The organism is Flavobacteriales bacterium (assembly GCA_020635795.1).
Taxonomy (GTDB): domain Bacteria; phylum Bacteroidota; class Bacteroidia; order Flavobacteriales_E; family Vicingaceae; genus Vicingus.
In genome coordinates this window covers 961,560-982,139 of sequence record JACJZD010000001.1, presented here as the reverse complement: position 1 = coordinate 982,139, position 20,580 = coordinate 961,560, and the positions used below count along the sequence as shown (strand labels likewise).

The 20,580-nt window shown below is 33.4% G+C and carries 18 protein-coding genes; 4 read left to right on the top strand and 14 right to left on the bottom strand.

Going from position 1 to position 20,580, the window contains the following annotated elements:
• Positions 1–6: 6 nt before the first annotated feature.
• The 5 genes from H6589_04240 to H6589_04220 all read right to left on the bottom strand — a co-directional run bounded on the left by H6589_04240 (position 7) and on the right by H6589_04220 (position 4,715).
• Entirely contained in the window at positions 7–795 is a 789-nt protein-coding gene (locus tag H6589_04240) for a (Fe-S)-binding protein (protein ID MCB9173796.1), read from the bottom strand.
• Between the two features lie 3 nt (positions 796–798).
• On the bottom strand, positions 799–1,218 hold the full coding sequence (locus H6589_04235) for a phosphoheptose isomerase (protein ID MCB9173795.1): 420 nt from the start codon (positions 1,216–1,218) through the stop codon (positions 799–801).
• Entirely contained in the window at positions 1,208–2,524 is a 1,317-nt protein-coding gene (locus H6589_04230; protein ID MCB9173794.1) for a (Fe-S)-binding protein, read from the bottom strand. Before H6589_04230 ends, H6589_04235 begins: the two co-directional genes overlap by 11 nt.
• A gap of 17 nt (positions 2,525–2,541) precedes the next feature.
• A complete protein-coding gene (locus H6589_04225) occupies positions 2,542–3,450 on the bottom strand; it encodes an MCE family protein (GenBank protein MCB9173793.1) in 909 nt (302 codons plus the stop codon).
• A gap of 71 nt (positions 3,451–3,521) precedes the next feature.
• Positions 3,522–4,715 carry an N-acetylmuramoyl-L-alanine amidase gene (locus tag H6589_04220; protein MCB9173792.1) on the bottom strand — a complete coding sequence of 398 codons (1,194 nt, stop codon included), beginning with the start codon at positions 4,713–4,715 and terminating at the stop codon, positions 3,522–3,524.
• 130 nt (positions 4,716–4,845) lie between these two features.
• Between H6589_04220 and H6589_04215 the strand changes: the two genes are divergently transcribed.
• On the top strand, positions 4,846–7,386 hold the full coding sequence (locus tag H6589_04215) for an LPS-assembly protein LptD (GenBank protein ID MCB9173791.1): 2,541 nt from the start codon (positions 4,846–4,848) through the stop codon (positions 7,384–7,386).
• A gap of 85 nt (positions 7,387–7,471) precedes the next feature.
• A complete protein-coding gene (locus H6589_04210) occupies positions 7,472–10,351 on the top strand; it encodes a class I SAM-dependent DNA methyltransferase (GenBank protein ID MCB9173790.1) in 2,880 nt (959 codons plus the stop codon).
• Positions 10,352–10,402: 51 nt separating this feature from the next.
• Here the strand turns inward: H6589_04210 and H6589_04205 are convergent, their stop codons facing one another.
• The 9 genes from H6589_04205 to H6589_04165 form a co-directional block, all read right to left on the bottom strand.
• Positions 10,403–11,161: an FKBP-type peptidyl-prolyl cis-trans isomerase gene (locus tag H6589_04205; GenBank protein ID MCB9173789.1), complete on the bottom strand. Its 759-nt coding sequence runs from the start codon at positions 11,159–11,161 to the stop codon at positions 10,403–10,405.
• A 49-nt stretch (positions 11,162–11,210) separates the two neighbouring features.
• Positions 11,211–11,957: an FKBP-type peptidyl-prolyl cis-trans isomerase gene (locus H6589_04200; protein ID MCB9173788.1), complete on the bottom strand. Its 747-nt coding sequence runs from the start codon at positions 11,955–11,957 to the stop codon at positions 11,211–11,213.
• Positions 11,958–11,968: 11 nt separating this feature from the next.
• Entirely contained in the window at positions 11,969–12,691 is a 723-nt protein-coding gene (locus H6589_04195) for an FKBP-type peptidyl-prolyl cis-trans isomerase (GenBank protein MCB9173787.1), read from the bottom strand.
• Between the two features lie 24 nt (positions 12,692–12,715).
• Positions 12,716–13,528 (bottom strand): FKBP-type peptidyl-prolyl cis-trans isomerase, encoded by an 813-nt coding sequence (locus tag H6589_04190; protein ID MCB9173786.1) that lies wholly within the window; start codon positions 13,526–13,528, stop codon positions 12,716–12,718.
• Between the two features lies 1 nt (position 13,529).
• Positions 13,530–14,048, bottom strand: coding sequence for an FKBP-type peptidyl-prolyl cis-trans isomerase (locus H6589_04185; protein ID MCB9173785.1), 519 nt, complete (start codon positions 14,046–14,048; stop codon positions 13,530–13,532).
• On the bottom strand, positions 14,048–15,034 hold the full coding sequence (locus tag H6589_04180) for a bifunctional oligoribonuclease/PAP phosphatase NrnA (GenBank protein ID MCB9173784.1): 987 nt from the start codon (positions 15,032–15,034) through the stop codon (positions 14,048–14,050). Before H6589_04180 ends, H6589_04185 begins: the two co-directional genes overlap by 1 nt.
• 71 nt (positions 15,035–15,105) lie before the next feature.
• Complete coding sequence (locus H6589_04175; protein ID MCB9173783.1) at positions 15,106–15,750, bottom strand: hypothetical protein; 645 nt, start codon at positions 15,748–15,750, stop codon at positions 15,106–15,108.
• Between the two features lie 29 nt (positions 15,751–15,779).
• Complete coding sequence (locus H6589_04170) at positions 15,780–16,679, bottom strand: hypothetical protein (GenBank protein ID MCB9173782.1); 900 nt, start codon at positions 16,677–16,679, stop codon at positions 15,780–15,782.
• Positions 16,680–16,776: 97 nt separating this feature from the next.
• Positions 16,777–18,216, bottom strand: a complete 1,440-nt coding sequence (locus H6589_04165; GenBank protein ID MCB9173781.1) for a sodium:solute symporter — start codon at positions 18,214–18,216, stop codon at positions 16,777–16,779.
• Between the two features lie 103 nt (positions 18,217–18,319).
• On the opposite strand from H6589_04165, the gene recR reads away from it, so the two are divergent.
• The gene (gene recR, locus H6589_04160) at positions 18,320–18,937 is read left to right on the top strand and encodes a recombination protein RecR (protein MCB9173780.1); all 618 of its coding nucleotides are present in this window, start codon (positions 18,320–18,322) and stop codon (positions 18,935–18,937) included.
• A 3-nt stretch (positions 18,938–18,940) separates the two neighbouring features.
• Complete coding sequence (locus tag H6589_04155; protein MCB9173779.1) at positions 18,941–20,515, top strand: glycosyltransferase; 1,575 nt, start codon at positions 18,941–18,943, stop codon at positions 20,513–20,515.
• Positions 20,516–20,580 lie beyond the last annotated feature (65 nt).

Sequence of the window (20,580 nt, the reverse complement as noted above, 5' to 3'; positions counted from 1 at the left end):
CAATTCTTATAAATCGTTTGCTTTAGCAATCAATTCGGCTAAATCAAAAACTTTGGTTTCTGTTTCTTTATCTTTCAATTTCACTCCATCAGTCATCATTGTCATACAAAAAGGACAACCTGTTGCAATAATATCAGGTTGTAATTCTAAAGCTTCTTCTGTTCGTTCAATGTTTACTTCTTTGTTTCCTTTTTCAGCTTCTTTAAACATTTGAGCTCCACCAGCACCACAACAAAATCCTTTTGATTTACAACGCTTCATTTCAACCAATTCAGCATCTAATTTTTCAATTAATGTTCTGGGGGCTTCGTAAACATCGTTAGCTCTGCCTAAATAACAAGGGTCATGAAAAGTTATTTTCTTTCCTTTAAAAACACCACCTTCAACAGTTAATTTGCCTTCGTTAATTAAGTTTTGTAGAAATTCGGAATGATGTAAAACCTCGTAATTACCTCCCAACTCAGGATATTCGTTTTTTAAGGTATTAAAACAATGTGGGCAAGTAGTTACTATTTTTTTTATTTCGTAAGCATTTAATACCTGAATATTTCCCATGGCTTGCATTTGAAACAAAAACTCATTTCCTGCTCGTTTTGCGGGATCTCCAGTACAGCTTTCTTCTGTACCTAAAACAGCAAAATTTACACCAACGTTGTTTAATATTTTTACAAATGCTCGGGTTATTTTTTTTGCTCTATCGTCAAAACTACCGGCGCAGCCTACCCAAAACAACACATCAGGATTTTGTCCTGAAGCCATCATTTCAGCCATTGTTGGTACTTTAAGGTTACTCATATCTTATCTTTTAAATACTTCAACATTTGCAGGACGAACTTCTAAATCGGTAAAGTTACCCTCGTATCGAGTGGCTCTAACAATATGATTATCAATCCAATGATAATTACCACCTCTTGGTTTACCCATTAACATACCATGATATTTAAAACCATGTCTGTTCAACCACTCTTCGGTAACAGCTCTGTGTTCCTCTGTTCTAGAGGTAAAAAAAGTAATGATGTGACCTTGATTAAACCAGTTGTTAATGGTTTCTAAAGCTCCATCATAAATTTTAGCCGTAACCATACGCTCTGGCTCTTCGTTTGGAATATCATCACAAACAGTTCCATCAATATCAATTAAAAAATTTTTAACGTCTGATGGTAAAATTGGGCTGATTTTTTGCCCGTCAACAATTTTTTCTTCTAAATTATTCTTCATCTTTCCATTTTAATCGGTCAGCTTGTGCAAACTGCCATGGTGCACCATTATTTTCTATATTAGTAAATATTCCAGCCCATTCAGCTGGAGATTTTGATTCTTCCATAATTAAATATCTTCGTAAATCAACAATAACCGAAAGCGGGTCGTTATTTACCGGACAAGCATCTGTACAAGCATTACAACTTGTACAAGCCAATAGTTCTTCTTCAGAAATGTAATCTCGTAATAACGATTTACCATCGTTAAAATCTTTACCATTTTTATCAATTCCTTTTCCAACTTCAGTCAATCTATCTCTGGTATCCATCATTATTTTACGAGGAGAAAGCAATTTACCTGTTTGGTTGGCAGGACAAACATCTGTACATCTACCACATTCGGTACAGGTATAACTATCCATTAATTGTTTCCAGGTTAAATCGGTTACATCTTTTGCTCCGAATCGAGAAGGTTCACCTTGTGGTTCTGCAGGAGCAGCATAAGGATCGGCAGCAGGATCGAACATTAACTCAACTTCTTTTTTAACCGCAGCCATGTTATCTAATTGTCCTTTAGGTGCCAACTTAGAGTAAAAAACATTTGGAAAAGCCAATAAAATATGGAAGTGTTTTGAGTAAGGTAAATAGTTTAAGAAAGCAAAAATTCCAACAATGTGAAACCACCATAATGAGCGTTCCAACACAATTAAACTGCTTTCATTCATTGATTCTACCAAGGAAACTAAAATACCACTTATTGGAAATGTACCAACCATTACATAATGTTCGGAACCAAGATTTTGTAAAGCCAAATCAGCTGCATTCATAAATAAAAATGCCGACATCAATAATATTTCGGTAATAAGAATATAATTAGCATCTGACTTTGGCCAAGAAGTCATTTCAACTCCAGAAAAACGTTTTAAACGAATAACATTTCTTCTAATTAAAAAGATAACACAAGCTAACAAAACCAATAGTGCAAGAATTTCGAAACTTGCAATTAAAAAATAATAAAAACTACCTAAGAATGAAAACAATCGGTGTTCACCCAAAATACCATCTAAAACTATTTCTAGCACTTCAATGTTAATGATAACAAACCCTACGTAAACCAAAATATGTAGCAATCCAGAAACTGGACGAACTACCATTTTTGATTGACCCAAAGCTACTTTTGCCATTAATTTAAACCGTTCCCCTTTTCTGTCTGAACGATCTAACTCTTTACCCAGCTTAATGTTTCTAATGATGGTTTTAACATTTTTAGCAAACAACAACGATGCTGCTAATAAGAGAGCAATAAAAATAATTGAAGAAATCATCATAGTGTTTACTTTACTTAATCCTTTCTACCAAAAATTGAAAAATGTACATACCTTTTTGGATTTTCTTTCATGTCAATTAAAAGCTTATCCAAATCTTTGGTTGCTGCTTCTAAATTCAAGTACAAACTGTCGTTATTAATTAACTTACCCATGGAACCTTCGCCTTGGTTAATTTTAGCCATTATAGCCGACATGTTATCAAAAGTAGATTGGGCTTTCTGAAGCGTAGCATTCATTTCAAGATGAGCCAAGGAATCACTAAAGGTTTTAAAGTTTTTTAATGTAGGTTGCAACGTTTTCATGGAGTGATTCATCGATTCTGCCACATCTTTGTAAGCAACAATAGTAGTGTTTAGATTTAACAATGCCTCCGAAAAACGTTGTTTATTTTTCGTGCTCAACACATCATCCACATCTTTTAATACAATATCAAGTTGAGCTAATGTTTTATCTAACGAAACCATTAGTTTCTCTGCTTTATCTTTAAGTGGTAAAATTTGGTCAGAAACATCATCCAACATAGATTTCTCTAAATCAGCTATTAAAGTATCACCTGTTGAAAGATTAGTTGAACTGTTTCCTAATTTAATGGTAATAGCTTTAGAACCCAAAAAGTCCATACTAATTAAGCTGGCAATAGAATTATTTGGTATAACAAAATCTGTTTCAGAAAAAACCATCTCAACTACAATATCGCCTGAATTTTTTGGATGAAAGTAAATGCTTTCCACTACTCCAATTTGAAATCCATTAATCAAAACAGGAGAAGATTTTGCTAAACCAACTACAGAAGGATAAACCGTGTAAACTGTTTTACTCTTATAAAGAATATTGGTTCCTTTTAAGAAGTTATACCCCCAAATAAGCAAAGCTATTGCCAATAGTGAGAAAAAACCAACTTTAACTTCTTTACTAATTTTCATGTGTTAATTCAATTGTTCGCAAATATCGTTAAAGCAATTTACATGACAAAAAAATGAACTGCTAAACGAAGTTATTTTTCTTGCAAAGCAATTGCTTCACTAATTGGAATACGAACTCCATCCTTAAAAGCTACGATGAAAGCATCTTTAAACCCTTTATCTTTTAACTGCAACTGCAATTGATTGGCATCACTCATGGTTTTTTCTTTTCCATAGGTATAACGATATAATCCGCCAGCTTCGTACAAATCAACCCCTTCTAAACCATTAAAATTTTCAGGTTTTAATTCTGTTTTTATGGATGATGTAGCAATTTGAACTTTAAACAGCACTCCCATTTCAACTTCAGGCTTGTTTTTGTCTTTTTTATTCTTTTTATCCTCAACAATTTCTTTTGGTTTAGGCTTTTCTTCGACTATCGGAGCTTTGGGTTCTTGTTTAACACCTTTACTCTCAATTTCGTGTTTGTATTCTTTAAAAGCTCTAAAAATAGCAGAAGCCATATAATCCTGCCCAATATCAGAAGCTAAAAACTTTTCTTCTTCTTTGTTGGTGATAAATCCTGTTTCAATCAATACACTTGGCATAGCGGTTTGGTGCAACACTAAAAATCCAGCTTGTTTAACACCTCTATTGTATCGACCTACTCGCTCTGTAAACTCTTTCTGAACTTTAGATGCAAAAACCAAGCTTTGCTCTAAATGTGCACTTTGAGTCATGGTTAGTACAATGTATGATTCTGGGGAGTTGGGGTCAAAATTTTCGTATTTCGATTTGTAATCATCTTCCATTAAAATAGAAGCATTTTCACGTTGAGCTACTTTTAAATTCGACTCAGTTTTGTGTAAACCCATTACATACGTTTCAGTACCAATTGCCGAAGAGGCCGCTCCAGAATTTACGTGAATACAAATAAACAAATCGGCATCAGCTTTATTGGCAATTCTAGCACGTTCAGTTAACTCCAAAAAAACATCGGTTTCGCGGGTATAAATAACATTTACATCCTTAAAATTTTCTTTAATGTACTTGCCCAGCTTTAAAGAAATGGCCAAGGCAATGTTTTTCTCGTTAGCAATAGAACCCACACAACCTCCATCTTTACCTCCATGACCAGCATCTATTACTACCGTTTTTACTCCAAAAAAATCTTTTGTACCACTTGCTTGATAAGTAAAGAAAATTGAAGCGAAAAACACAAGAAACAAGCTAATTGAGCGTTTAAGTGCTGACTTGTTTTTATTATTGTTGTCGGTTTTTAACATAACTGATGTCAAATTTATTTTTTTAATTTTGAGCCTTATAAAAACAGTAAGTATTTTATCACAACACCAATGTTAATAATTCTAACATTTTAGGTTTTAAAACACCTTAAAGTATTGGAATATTGCTTTAATGAAAGACAACAACTATACCAAGCTTATTTTCAGACTCACTTTACTGGTAGTGTTGCTTGGTGTTTTTCCTATTTTTTCAGTTGCACAAACCGATAGTTTAAAAACGGATAGCGTTGTGGTTAACCCACTTGATTCGGTTATTTCTAAAGATGCTTTAAAATCGAAAGTTGAATACAAAGCCAAAGATTCGATACGTTTTGATTTAAAAACACAGCAAATATTTTTGTTTGGCGAATCGGAAGTACACTACGAAGATTTGGAATTAAAAGCCGAAGAAATTGAATCGGACTTGGACTCGAACATTGTTACGGCAAGAGGAAAACTAGATTCGACCGATAAATTTTATGGAGAACCTTTTTTTAAACAAGGCGAAAAAGAATTTTTTGCCCACGAAATAAAATACAATTTTAATAGCAAGAAAGGCTTGATAACCGACGTAAAAACCCAAGAAGGTGAAGGCTACATACACGGAAACAAGATTTACAAAAACCCCGATAATATACTTTACATTAAAAACGGAAAATACACCACTTGCAACTTGGCTGAGCCTCACTATCATTTTGGAGCAAGTAAACTTAAAATTATTCCTAACGATAAAATAATTACCGGACCAGCCGATTTGTTTATAGAAAACACGCCTACTCCGCTTGCCATTCCGTTTGGATTTTTCCCTAATACACCCAAACAAAAATCGGGTATTATTATTCCTTTGCCTGGCGAAAGTCAACAGCTTGGTTTTTTTATGTTAAACGGTGGTTATTATTTGTATGTAAACGACCACTTGGATGCTGAGTTTACCGCCGATTTTTATACCAAAGGAAGTTGGGGAACAAAGTTTAACTCAAACTACAACAACCGCTACAAGTTTAATGGTAGAGTGGAAACCAACTATTCGGTGTTTACCAACAGCGAACGGGATTTTCCTGATTATACCGAAAAACGCGATTTCTTTTTTAGATGGCGACACAACCAAGACCCAAAAGCAAGACCTACCAGTGTTTTTGCTGCTAATGTTAACTTGGGTACCAGCACCAACTTTACCAACAACTTTAACACTTCGGCAACCGATTATTTATCGACCAATTTTAGCTCTAACATTTCATATACCAAGCGCTGGGATAACAAACCATTTACCTTGAACGCTAACGCATCGCACAACCAAAACACCTTATCGAAACAAATTACGGTGCGTTTACCCGAATTGGCTTTTAACGTAACGCGTATTTACCCTTTTGCCCGAAAAAAACAAGTGGGTGCTCAAAAGTTTTACGAGAAAATAGGTTTGTCGTATTCGATGAACTTTAGAAACGAAGTAATTGCTCAAGATTCCTTGTTTAACATTAACAAAACCAATTTGCTTACCGACAAGATGAGGAACGGAATTAAACACACCATTCCGATTAGCACATCGTTTAAAGTAATGAAATATTTTACCTTAAACCCTGCGGTAAACTATTCTGAAATTTGGTATTTAAAAACCATTGCCAAAAACTGGGATACCTCGCAAGTAGGCAATGTAAGAACAGACACTATAACTAAATTTGAACGAGGAAGTACTTACAGCACATCGGCTAATTTAACTACAAAATTGTATGGTATGTACAATTTTAAAGGTGGCAACATTAAAGCCATTCGCCATGTAATTACGCCAAGCGTGGGGTTGAGTTATACACCAGAAAACAATAGCGGCATACGTTCTTATACCGATACCTTAAACAAGGAATACAAATACTCCATATTTCAAGAAGGTGTTTATGGTACAAGCCACACCGCTAAAGCAGGTTTATTAAACTTTAACTTGTTGCAGAGTTTTGATATGAAATACAAAACCAAAAACGATACGGTTAACCCGATTAAAAAAGTGACGCTATTAGAAAACCTGAGCCTTACAACCAGCTACAACATGTTAGCCGATTCGTTTAATTGGAGCAACATTACCATGGGGGCTCGTACCTACTTGTTTAACAAAATAAATGTAAACTTTAATGGTAGCATAGACCCGTATGCCTTAGATACTTCTGGTACAAGAATAAACAAATCGCATTACAGCCAAAACGGAGGACTAGGACGATTAACCAGTGCCTCGATGAACTTGGGTTTTATGCTAAAAAGCAAAGTGGCTAAAAAAACAGAGAAAACTACCAAATTTGCTACCGAACAAGAGTTGGCTTACATTAACTCACATTTAGACGATTACATTGATTTTGACGTACCGTGGACATTAAATTTTGCTTACAACGTGTATTACTCAAAACCTACGTTTGAAAGCTCAAAAAGCGTGGTGCAAACCATTGGAGTAACGGGCGATGTAAGCATAACCCAAAAATGGAAAGTAGGTTTTGCCTCTGGTTACGATTTTCAGCAACACGACTTATCGTACACCAGTTTAAGCATTTACCGCGACTTACATTGCTGGGAAATGGACTTGCAATGGATACCCTTAGGACCTCGACAAAGTTATACCTTTACCATACGAGTAAAATCTGCCATGCTGCAAGATTTAAAACTGATACGTAGAAATATTCCGAGTATTTTTTAAAGATTTTGGGTTATATTTGAGAAAGACAAATTAAATTTATTCAAGCAAAATAGTTACAAAATTAATGACAACAAAACTATAAAAAATGGCATTAAGTTGGAATGAAATAAAAGATAGAGCTTTAAATTTCTCAAAAGAATGGGCTGAAACTTCAAATGAAGAAGCAGATGCAAAACCCTTTTTAGATGCTTTTTTTGATGTGTTTGGAATAAGCCGAAAAAAGATTGGAACATTTGAGTATCGAGTTAAAAAGCTTTCTGATACTGATGGGTATATTGATTTACTATGGAAAGGAACTATTTTAATTGAAATGAAAAGTCGAGGTAAAAACCTTGATAAAGCATATCAACAAGCCATTGATTATACCCATGGTCTTAAACAAGACGAGTTACCAAAATACATTCTTGTTTCGGATTTTGAAAATTTTAGACTTTTCGATTTAGAAGACGATAAACACATTGAATTCAAACTCAAAAACCTTGTAAATAATGTTCAGCACTTTGGTTATTTGTTAGGTTACCAAAAGAAAGTTTACAAAGAACAAGACCCAGCAAATATTAAAGCGGCAGAATTAATGGGAAAACTTCATGATAGGCTTGAAGAAATTGGGTATACAGGACACCCATTAGAAGTTTATTTGGTTCGTATTCTGTTTTTACTATTTGCTGAAGACACTACAATTTTTAATAAACAACAATTTCAAGATTTTATTGAGCAACGAACAGCCATTGATGGTAGCGACCTTGCCGCAAAACTGCAAGAACTATTTCAGGTGCTAAACACTCCTAAAGAAAATCGTTTTAAAAACTTGGATGAACAACTTGCCGATTTTCCTTACGTTAATGGAAAACTGTTTGAAGAAATATTACCAACAGCAAGTTTCGACAGTAAAATGCGACAAGCTCTTTTAGATTGTTGCTACATCGATTGGAGTAAAATTTCGCCAGCAATTTTTGGCTCAATGTTCCAAAGTGTAATGAATCCAAAGGAACGTAGAAATTTAGGAGCACATTATACTAGCGAAACTAATATTTTGAAACTCATAAAACCACTTTTTTTAGATGAACTTTGGAAGGAATTTGAAAGTATCAAAGACAGTAAAAATAAATTACCAGAATTTCATAAACGAATTAGCACTCTTAAATTTCTTGACCCCGCTTGTGGTTGCGGAAACTTTTTAGTAATCACTTATAGAGAGTTACGTTTATTGGAATTAGAAATTCTTAGAAAAATATATAAAGGTGGTCAACAAGTTATGAATGTTGGCGATATTATTTGGCTTGACGTTGATATGATGTATGGAATTGAATACGAAGAATTTCCTGCTCGAATTGCAGAAGTTGCCATGTGGTTAATAGACCACCAGATGAATATGCTAATAAGTAATGAGTTTGGACAATATTTTGTTCGTTTACCATTGAAAAAAGCTGCAAAAATTGTTCATGGAGATGCACTAAAAACAGATTGGCAAAGTTTACTAAATCCTGTAAACACAATTGATGTTATTGCCAAACATGCCAATATTTATTTGGTAGAAGAACCAATAGAAGAATATAAAACTGTAAATGTTCAAACAGAAACCTTTGAAATTCATAAAGGCAAAAAGCCTCAACTAAAGCAAGAAATAAAATTTGATTATATTATTGGAAATCCTCCTTTTATTGGTTCAAAAATTATGTCTCAATCTCAACGAGATTGTGTAGTTAAAGAATTTGACAATATTCAAGGTGCTGGCGTTTTAGATTATGTAACTGCTTGGTACATAAAAGCAACAAAATATATTCAAAATACAACAACTAAAGTTGCATTTGTTTCCACTAATTCAATTGTTCAAGGAGAACAAACTAGTATTTTATGGGGACAAATGCTTAATAAGTATAACATTAAAATACATTTTGCTCACCGAACTTTTAAATGGAGCAACGAAGCCAAAGGAAATGCAGCAGTATATTGTGTAATAGTTGGATTTGCAAATTACGACACTAACAACAAGCGCATTTTTGAATATGAAGATATTAAAGGAGAAGCCCACGAAATAAAAGCAAAGAACATTAATCCATACTTGGTTGACGCAAAGGATATTTTTGTAGGAAAAAGAAGAAAACCAATTTGCAATGTGCCAGAAATCTCTTTTGGTAGTATGCCAAACGATGGAGGTAATTTTTTATTTACTGACGAAGAAAGAAATGAATTTTTATCAAAAGAACCAAAATCAGAAAAATTTTTTAAACCTCTTATTAGTGCACACGAATTTCTTAACGGACATAAGCGTTGGTGTTTATGGTTAAAAAATGCAAACCCAACAGATTTGAAAGAAGCTAAACTTGTAATTGAAAGAATTGAAAATGTTAAAAAGTTAAGAGAAGGAAGCACTAGACAAGCAACTCAAAAACTTGCAGCTTTTCCAACATTATTTGGTGAAGATAGACAACCAAAAAATGAATACGTTTTAATTCCAAGACATTCATCTGAAAACAGAAAGTATATACCGATGGGATTTTTTAATGAAAACTCAATCGCAAGTGATAGTTGTTTATCTATTGAAGGAGCAAAACTTTATCATTTTGGTATATTACATTCTGCAATACATATGACTTGGGTCAAAAATATGTGTGGAAGAATAAAAAGTGATTATCGTTATTCAAACGAGTTGGTTTACAATAACTATCCTTTTCCTGACAATCCAAACAACAAACAAGTAAAAGCAATTGAAACAGCCGCACAAAAGGTTTTAGATGCAAGATTAGAATTTCCTAATAGTTCACTTGCCGACCTCTATAACCCTTCTACAATGCCTCCAGCATTGGTTAAAGCACATAACGAGTTAGACAAAGCTGTGGATTTGGCTTACCGCTCACAACCATTTACAAGTGAAGCCAACAGAATGGAGTTTTTATTTGAACTCTATGAAAAATACACAGCAAACCTTTTTACAAAAGAGCAAGATAAAAAAAAGAAAAAGTGATAAAATAAAAATCCCTCATTCGAGGGATTTCATTTTTATATACAATAAGTATTATTTTACATCAACCAATTCTACATCAAAAATGAGTGTAGCTTTTGCAGGTATAACAGGTGGGTAACCACGCTCGCCATAACCCAACTCTTGTGGTATAATTAAACGAGCCTTCTCTCCTACTTTTAGTAAAGCAATGCCCTCGTCCCATCCTTTAATTACTCGCCCTTGCCCTAAAGCAAAATCAAGTGGTTGCCCACGCTCCACAGAAGAATCGAACATGCTACCATCTTGCAAATAACCCGTGTAATGTACTTGTACTATTTTGTTGGCTTCGGCTTGTTTACCTTCGGTTTTGTTTAGCTTAATCACTTTTAAACCTGTTGCAGTAGTTACGGTATCTTTACCCGTTACATCGTAAGGTTTTAGTGGTTCTTTAATTTCTAACAATTCTACATCAAATATCAAGGTTTCGTTTGGCCCAATTACCCCACCAGCACCATTTGCACCATAAGCCAAATGAGGAGGTATGGTAAAAGTAGCTTTATCACCCACGTTAAGCAAGGCAACGCCTTCGTCCCAACCTTTAATTACTTGCCCAACACCCAATTTAAACACAAAAGGTTCTGCCCTAAAAATAGAGCTATCAAATATCGAATCGTTGGTTAATTTACCGGTGTAGTGCATCACTACTTTATCGCCAGCTTTTGCTCTTGCACCATTACCTTCGTGTGTAATGGTATAAATTAAGCCGCTTTCTGTTTTAAATTCTTTTCCCACTAGAGTACGTTTTTTGTTTAAAGCAGAACAGGAATACATTAGCACGGTGGCTAACAGTATTCCTGTCCAAAATTTATTGTTGTATTTTTTAGTCATTCACTTTAATTAACTCCACCTCAAACACCAACGGCATTAACGATTTAATAACACCACCTGGAGGAGGATTTGAGCCATAAGCCAATTGATTTGGTAAGAAGAACTTGTATTTAGCACCTTCTTTCATCAATTGCAATCCTTCTGTCCAACCTTTAATTACTTGGTTTAAACCAAAAGTAGCTGGTTGACCTCTGTTTACAGAACTGTCAAAAACAGTTCCGTCAGGCGTTGTACCGTGGTAATGGACAGTAACGCTAGAAGTAGCCGAAGGATTTTTACCTGTACCTTCTTTCATTACAATGTATTGTAAACCACTTTCGGTAGTTACTACACCTTCTTTAGCTTTGTTAGCTTCTAAAAATGCAACGCCTTCTTTTAAGGTTTTTTGAGCTTCTTCTAATTTTAAATTACTAGCTGCATCAGCTTTACGTTTAAAATATATAGCAACTGCTTGTTGAAGTAATTCAGGAGAAATGGTATTTTCATCTTTTAATCCTTCTTTAATACCTGCCACAATAGCATCAACGTTTGCTTCAGCAAATTCTTTTTTAATGCTAACCGACATGTTTAAACCAATACCATAACTTACCGAGTCCACCTCATTAGCTAAAACAAAGTTTTTTGGAGTTGTTTCTGTTGCTGCTTTTTTGTCTTTTTTACCTTTCTGAGCAGAAACGGTTGTAATTGATGTTATAAGCGTAAGCGCCAATAACGAAGTTTTAATTTTTGAAATACGCATAGTTTATGTTTTTATTTTACTTTAATTAATTCCACTTCAAATACCAATGGCATAAATGGTTTAATTGGTCCTCCTGGACGTGGGTTTGCACCGTAAGCCAATTCTTGAGGAATGAAAAATTTAAATTTAGCACCTTCCTTCATTAACTGTAAACCTTCTGTCCATCCTGGTATAACTTGACTTACATTAAACTCTATACTTTTACCTTTTTCGACAGTACTTTCAAAGACGCTTCCATCCATAAGTGTTCCATGGTAGTGTACTTCTACATTAGATTCTGCAGTTGGTTGTTTTCCTTTACCTTCTTTCATTACAATATACTGTAAACCAGAAGCAGTTACTTTAACACCTGGTTTAGTTTTGTTTTCTTCCAAAAATTTCTCTCCTTGAACTTTAACATCGCCAAATTGCTCGTTAGCAGCTTTTTCAGCTTCTTCTTGTTGCTTAATCATAGCTTCTTGTTGCTTTCTTTGAAAGAAAGGCTGTAACACAGTTTGTAATTCTTCTATTGGAATAACCATTTCTGCCGAATCCAACACATCTTTAAAGCCTTTAATAAAAGCCTCGCTGTTTGCTTCAGAAAAATCTTTAGCAATATTGTTTGCCATGTTAGCACCTAAAGCATAACTAACTGAATCAATTTCGTTAGTTAACGTTACATCTGCAGATGAATCTCCATTGCTGCATGACATGATAGAAACTGCAACTATTGCAGGAAGAATAATTTTTTTCATTTGTTTTTTTATAGTTTTAAATTGTTATTTGATGTCAATAATTTCTAAATCGTACACTAGCGAAGCAAATGGTGGCACTATTCCAGTAGATGAACCATCCTCTCCAAAAGCGAGTTGCGAAGGTATGATAATTTTTGATTTTTCTTTATTTTTCATTCCTAATAATGCAATATCCAACCCTTCGATAACTTGGTTAGGAGTGCCATAAGTATATTCAAAATAATTCTCGTTATGGGTATTATCGAACTCAATTCCGTTAATAAAACTAGCTTGATATTTTAAGATTAGAGTTTTACCCAACTCCACCGAAACACCCTGTCCTTTTTGAATAGTTTGAATATACACTCCATTTTTATTTTTCACATTTGGTATTGTTCTAACAAATCTGTTCAACACTTTTTGCTCCAACAATTCGGGGTCGTTTTGTGCTTTAAATAAGCGAATTTTATCAAGTGTTAAAAATTCATAAATTTTTAGGTAGCCATCTAAAACAACAGAATCACTAACTGATGTCAAATTCAATTGATTACTTTTTAGATATCCAGGTTTTACTTTAAAATAAACACTATCTCCCTCGTTTAATTCTTTAATTAAATTATAAAATGGAGTGTTTTCGGGTTTAAATGGAATTACTTCGTACAGGTTATAAACAGTATCGGTTAACGCAATAAGTTTTATATCAGCTCTAACCGTATTCCCTTTTTGATACGATTTTTCGTTATCATCAAAAGCAAGTAATTTGTATGAGATGTTTTCATCGAGAACTGTAAACTCTTTTTTCTCGGGACGACAAGCAAAAAGTGATAAGAGAACAATAAGCACTATTAGAATTCTCATCTTACTTTAACTTGATTAATTCGATATCGTAAATAATAGTAGAACGAACAGGTATTTTCTCAAAATCACCAACTAATCCGTGTGCCAAATGAGATGGAATAATAACCCTGGCTTTATCGCCAACACTCATGTAACAAATGGCTTCTACAAGTCCACTCTCTACTCTATCACTGCCTATTTTAAACTCTTCGGGGCCTGTATCTTTGGTAGAATAGCAAACTCTTCCATCAATTAACGAAACTTCGTAAGCAACTACAGCTCTTTTGCCGATAGCAGCTTTTTCTCCGTCGCCTTTTTTATAAATCTGATAACGCAAACCTGTTCCCGTTGTTATCACATCCAATTTTCTTCGTTTTACATAGCCATCTATTTGTAACGATTCTTCCTCTGCCGCAGCTTTATTTGCATTAATCAGCGCTTCTTTTACTTGTTCAGGATTTAGTTCCATATCGGTATTTTGCTCGCTACCATTACAAGCAAACAACAAAATTCCAACTAATATTAAACACCAACTTTTCATCAACTATTTTTGGTTTTTATCAATGTTTCAAACTTTTGAATGGTTTCCTCTAACGATAAATCACTTTTACCTCCAGCAGCATAGATATGACCGCCTCCGCTAAAGTGTTTTGAGGCAAACTCATTCACATAGCAATCATCCTTCGAACGGAACGACATGCTTACATCTTTTTCCTTTTCGGTAATCAATGCTGCAAACTTAATTCCGTTGATGGATAAAGGATAATTTACCAACCCTTCGGTATCGCCACGTTTAAAGTCAAATTGTTTTAGCTCTTCTTGACTTAACGAGATATAAGCTGTATTTATTTCAGGAAAAACTTTCATTTTATTGGATAACGCATACCCCAATAACCGCAAGCGTTTTTCGGAATAAGTATCGTAAACTTCTTGATGAATTTTTGAACCATCAGCACCTAACTTTAAAAATTCGGCAATAATCTGATGTGTTTTTGCTGTAGTTGATGGATATCGAAAAGAGCCTGTGTCAGTCATAATTCCGCAATACAAACACTCTGCAATTGCTTTATCCATTTTATTCAATTCCTCCAACTTATCAATAAACTCATAAATCAACTGTGCAGTTGAACAACAATCAGTATCGACAAAATAATAATCTGCAAAATCTTGTGGGTTTTGATGGTGATCGATAACTACTTTAAAGGAATTGGTTTGAGCAATGACCTCTCCCATTTCGTCTATTCTGTTCAAGGCATTGTAATCTAACGAAAAAATAACATCACTTTTATTGATAAGTTCTCTTGCTGTTTCATTATTCGCATCAAAGTAAATAATGTCTTCTACATTCGACATCCAGTTTAAAAATTCTGGAAAAGCATCGGGAACCACAACACTTACATTTTTATTTATTTTTTTTAAAAATAGATACAAGCCTAACGACGAACCAATAGCATCTCCATCAGGAGATTTATGGGTGGTAATTAAAATGTGTTTTGCTTGTTTTAATCGTTGTTTAAGTTCTTGCATCTATGTTTGTATGGTTTATTAAATTAAAAAGCCCCGCAAATTGCGAGGCTAAATTAATATTATTTAATGTATTAGAATCCTGTTCCGTAGAAACCAGTTTTAGGTGTAGTCATGTGTTCGATTAAAATACCTACACAACCCATTTCGCTAGATTTCACCATTTTACCTTTACCTGAAGCTATGCCTTTTGATTTTCCACTTCCACCACCATCAGGGATAGAAATTTCTAAAATCAACCTTCTTGTTGTTTCAACAGAAAACTCAAGCTCTGAAGCATAATTGTCGGTAGAATTATCGTACAACAATTCTTTTTGCGTTTCTTCAACAATTCTTGTTTCTTTGGTTATCACTTCTTTTTGTTCTCCAGTTGGATAGCCATCTGCATCTAAAATATCTTCTTTCTCTTTTTTCTCCACCACTTTCTCTACTTTCACTTTTTTAGTCTCGTATACTTTAAAGGTAAATTGAGCACCTAAATTTTCATCCATACACAACGAAATTCTATAGTCTTGTCCTTTATAAACAATAACACTCAATTCAGAAGTTTGTCCTTTCGCAAACAAAGCACTTTTTGATTGTCCGTTAGGTTTGTACATTTCATTTTCAGAAGGAATACAAAAACTGGTATGGAAATAATTACAATACTGAGCTCTTGAAAGTGTTGGAAACACAAAAAGAGAGATTACAATCAGAAATATATTTAATTTACTTTTCATAACTAATTTTTTATTTTTTCAATTAATGTTTAAGCCTGAACTTTAACAATATTGTTTCTTATTTCGTTTACTTTATTTTTAATTGCATTAAATTGTGCTTCAGTAATCTTGATGTTTTCGCCACCACCTAATACCATTTTCTTAGCACCTTCTTTTTTCTTTAAAGAAATACCCGAACCTGAAGATTTTTCTTCTAATCCTGCAAAAACCGTTTCTAAATCTTTAAACCAACCATAAACTTCATTCACTTCTTCAGAGGTGTTGTATTTTTCTAAGTAAGCTAATAAGTTTTCTAAGGTTAATTTTTGGTCAGCTAATCTATCAATTGCAGCTTTATCTTTTTTATAGTTGGCAGTATTGCAAACAATGTATACAGTTTCTAACCAACCAGCAGAAGCAACTAAACCTAATTTATCACCTTGTTCGTTTTGCTCTAAATAATCAACTACCGAAAAATAAGATGTATTGGTAATAGCTACCAACGAATCTGCATTGTTCAAGTTATTTTGAACTCGCTCGATAAGTGATTTGTCAAAAGCAGAAGACAAACCTATTTGATCGGCAAGTTTTTGAACACTACCAAAATATTTAATAGATTCTTGGTACTCTTCAAACGCAGCAGTATAAGCTAAATCAGCCGAGTAAATACCAAAATTTAATGCCTGTTGTCTTGGATTGGTATAAGAACTTGCATTTTGAACTGGATTTAAAGAAGCCTTGTTATATTTCAACCCACTTTCTTTAATAAAACCAAACATTTCGTCTGGCGAAGGAATTTGATAATAACTTTCGTTTTTTACTTCTTCTACAACCTCTTCTACAACGTCGTCGTTAGTTTCTTCAACTTTGTCCTCTCCACCACAAGAAGTTAAAAATACTAGTGGAAATCCAACTAGAAGCGCTAATGCTAATTTTGATTTTTTATTCATGTCTACAAAAATTTGCTTTCGTCAAATGTATTAATATTTTATTTCAAACTCAATAAATTATTTTATAAAGATATAAATTAATGTTTTGGTACAAAAATTATCTTTTAGAAATCATCAGCAAACCTAAAAATGTAAGGAGTCCATTCACTATTAAAATCTCAAAATTAAATTGATAACCATTAAACAACTGAACCGAATACATATTAAGTAAAAAACTAATGATAGGAGCAAGAATACATACTAGCGGTACCCAATTATCTTTTACACTTAATTTGGTAAACAAACCAAATGCATAAAGCCCCAACAACGGACCATAAGTATAACCAGCAGCTTTAAACAAGGAGCTAATTACACTTTCATCGCTAATTAAATTAAAAATTAATATGGTTAAAAACATGACAAACGAAACCAATAAATGCACTCTTTTCCGAATGGTTTCTTTCTTCTCTTTTGGTTTTTTATCGATATTGAGAAAATCGATGCAAACTGATGTGGTTAAAGCTGTTAAAGCTGAATCAGCACTAGAATAAGCCGCTGCTATTAACCCTAAAACAAATAAAACACCTGCAAAAGTGGTTAAATGTTCCGATGCGATTAATGGAAATAAATCATCGGTTCGTTCTGGAATTTGCAAGCCCATTTTATTGGCATAAATAAATAATAAAGCACCTAAAACAAGAAAGGCAAGGTTTACAAAAATCAACACAAAACTAAAGGTAAACATGTTCTTTTTTGCATCACCAATGTTTTTACAGGTTAAGTTTTTTTGCATCATGTCCTGGTCTAAACCAGTCATTACAATAGTGATAAACATACCACTAAAGAAGTTTTTTACAAAGTGTCGTTTATCGTTCCAATCATCGAAAAAGAATATTTGTGAGTAATCACTACTTACTACTTCATGGTATAATCCGTCAACACCTAAACCTAATTTTGTGCTGATGATGTAAATGGTTATCCCGACTGAAACAAGCATAAATAATGTTTGAAGAGTGTCCGTCCAAACAATGGTTTTAATACCGCCTTTAAACGTATAAAGCCAAATTAGTACAATGGTTATTGCTACAGTAACATAAAAAGGGACTCCCCATTGATTAAAAACTAACAATTGCAACACATTTGCAACCAAAAACAAGCGAAAAGATGAGCCAATAACTCTTGAAAGAATAAAAAATGAAGCTCCAGTCTTGTACGAGTAAAACCCAAATCTATCATTAAGATAAGTATAGATAGAAACCAAATTAAGTCGATAATACATAGGCATTAACACTGTTGCAATAACAATATAACCGAAAAAATAACCAAACACCACTTGCATATAGGAAAACTGCGTTGCTCCTACCCAACCAGGAACAGAAATAAATGTTACCCCAGACAAGGACGCTCCAATCATACCAAAAGCTACCAAAAACCAATGCGACTGTTTCTTACCAGAAAAAAAAGCGTCGTTATCAGCACCTTTAGAGGTAAAATACGATACTATTATTAACATTAGGAAATACCCTAATATAAAAGAACTTATGACGATTGGACTCATACTATTGTTTATAAGATTCTTAACAAAAATGCTTGTTTTTTACGCTCATTAATAACGAAGACCGTATTTTTGATAACAATTAATTGTTGACAGCGTACGAATTATGCAAATTTCTTCACATTCATTTAATCAAGCTGTAGACCAGCTATCTTCCTTACCTGGTATTGGAAGAAAAACTGCTCTCCGATTGGTTTTGCATCTTTTAAACAAAAGCACTGAAGACGTAAAAGACTTTGGAAATGCATTTGTTCAACTTGCCGAAGAAATTAATTATTGCAACTCTTGCTACAACATTTCAGAACATCAAATATGCTCCATTTGTTCTAATGTAAACAGGAACGACCAACTGATTTGCGTTGTTGAAAATGTACTAGATGTAATTGCCATTGAAAACACCAACCAATTTAAAGGAAAATATCACGTTTTAGGTGGAATTATTTCTCCTATGGAAGGTATTGGTCCTAACGATATAAAAGTTACTGAGCTTATTGAACGAGTTAAAAACGATGGTATTACCGAATTAATAATGGCTTTAAGTACCACCATGGAAGGTGATGCTACCAATTTTTACATTTATAAAAAATTAAAAGATTTTGATGTAAAAGTCACCACCATTGCTCGAGGTATTGGTATTGGTGATGAGCTTGAATATACCGACGAATTAACTCTAGGACGCTCTATTTTAAACCGAATTCCTTTCGAAAACACCTTATCGTTATAAGCAATGAAACTATCAGTAATTATTGTTAATTATAATGTAAGGTACTTTTTAGAACAATGTTTAACATCTGTTTTAAGAGCTACCGCTAATATTGACGCTGAAGTTTTTGTGGTGGACAATGAATCGAAAGATGATTCGGTTGAGATGGTAAAAAATCTATTTCCTCAAGTAAAAGTTATTGCTAATAAAAAAAATGTAGGTTTCTCAAAAGCAAACAATCAAGCTATAGCCATTGCAAAAGGAGAATATGTTTTGCTTTTAAACCCTGATACTGTTGTAGAAGAAGATACTTTTGAAAAATGTATTGCTTTTATGGACAAACATCCTGAAGCTGGTGGTTTAGGTGTTAAAATGATTGATGGAAATGGTGTTTTCTTACCTGAATCAAAAAGAGGATTACCTACTCCTTCAGTTTCTTTTTATAAAATTTTTGGTTTATCGAGTTTATTTCCTAAATCTAAAGTATTTTCTAAATATCATTTGGGTTATTTAAACAATAACGAAACCAACGAAATTGAAATCTTATCGGGAGCCTTTATGTGGATGAGAAAATCTGTATTAGATAAAATTGGCTACCTTGACGAAAGTTTTTTTATGTATGGCGAAGATATTGATTTATCCTATCGAATTATTTTAGCAGGATACAAAAACTATTATTTCCCCGAAGCAAAAATCATCCATTATAAAGGTGAAAGCACAAAAAAAGGAAGTATTAACTATGTGTACGTTTTTTACAATGCCATGATTATTTTCTCGAAAAAGCACTTTGCAAAAAAAGCAAAAGCGTTTTCTTTTTTCATCAACATCGCCATCTATTTAAGGGCAATACTTGCAATTGTAGTTCGTTTTTTAAATTTTATTCGTCTACCTATTTTAGACACTCTAATTATCTCATCAGTATTGGCACTTTTAACTTTGTTTAAACCATTTATTGGCTTCCCAAATCAAATAGAAATTTCAAACGATTGGGGATTATTAAATGTATTGGTAGCCATATTTTCTTTTATTATAGGTTTAACTATTACCAAATCATATTCTAAAACCGTAAACATTACTCGAACATTAATTGGGCTTATTTTAGGCTCAATCGTCTTATTTTCGTCAAACAGTGTTTTTCCTGAAAACTCATCTTTTTCTAACAAATTCTTAATCAGTATATTATCTGGCGTATTTGTGTTTATTCCTTTAAGTAGGTTTATTCTTTACTATTTTGATAAATTAAAAATTAAACGAAACAATAAAAAAACCACACTTGTATCTGGCACAACTGAGTTTATAAAAGTTATCTCATCCCTTATTATTGGAAGAAATCCTTCAAGCGATATTTTAAATATTAAACACAATGATATTTATACGAGTGGCGACGAAAAAAAATTTATTGGAAAAAGAAATCAGTTACCCGATATTGCAGAGATCTATCAAGCAAACGAAGTTGTATTTTCATCAAATGATTTATCGTACAAGGATATTATTACGTTAATGAACAACACTAAAAGTAAGTACATCGACTTTAAAATTTCGGTAAATAATGACTTTATTATCGGTGGTCATCATGTGGAAAAAATTATAAAAAAATAATAGAAATACTTTTTTTATACCGCTAATTTATAGCTTACTTTTGTTCAAAATTTTAAACCTTAAAC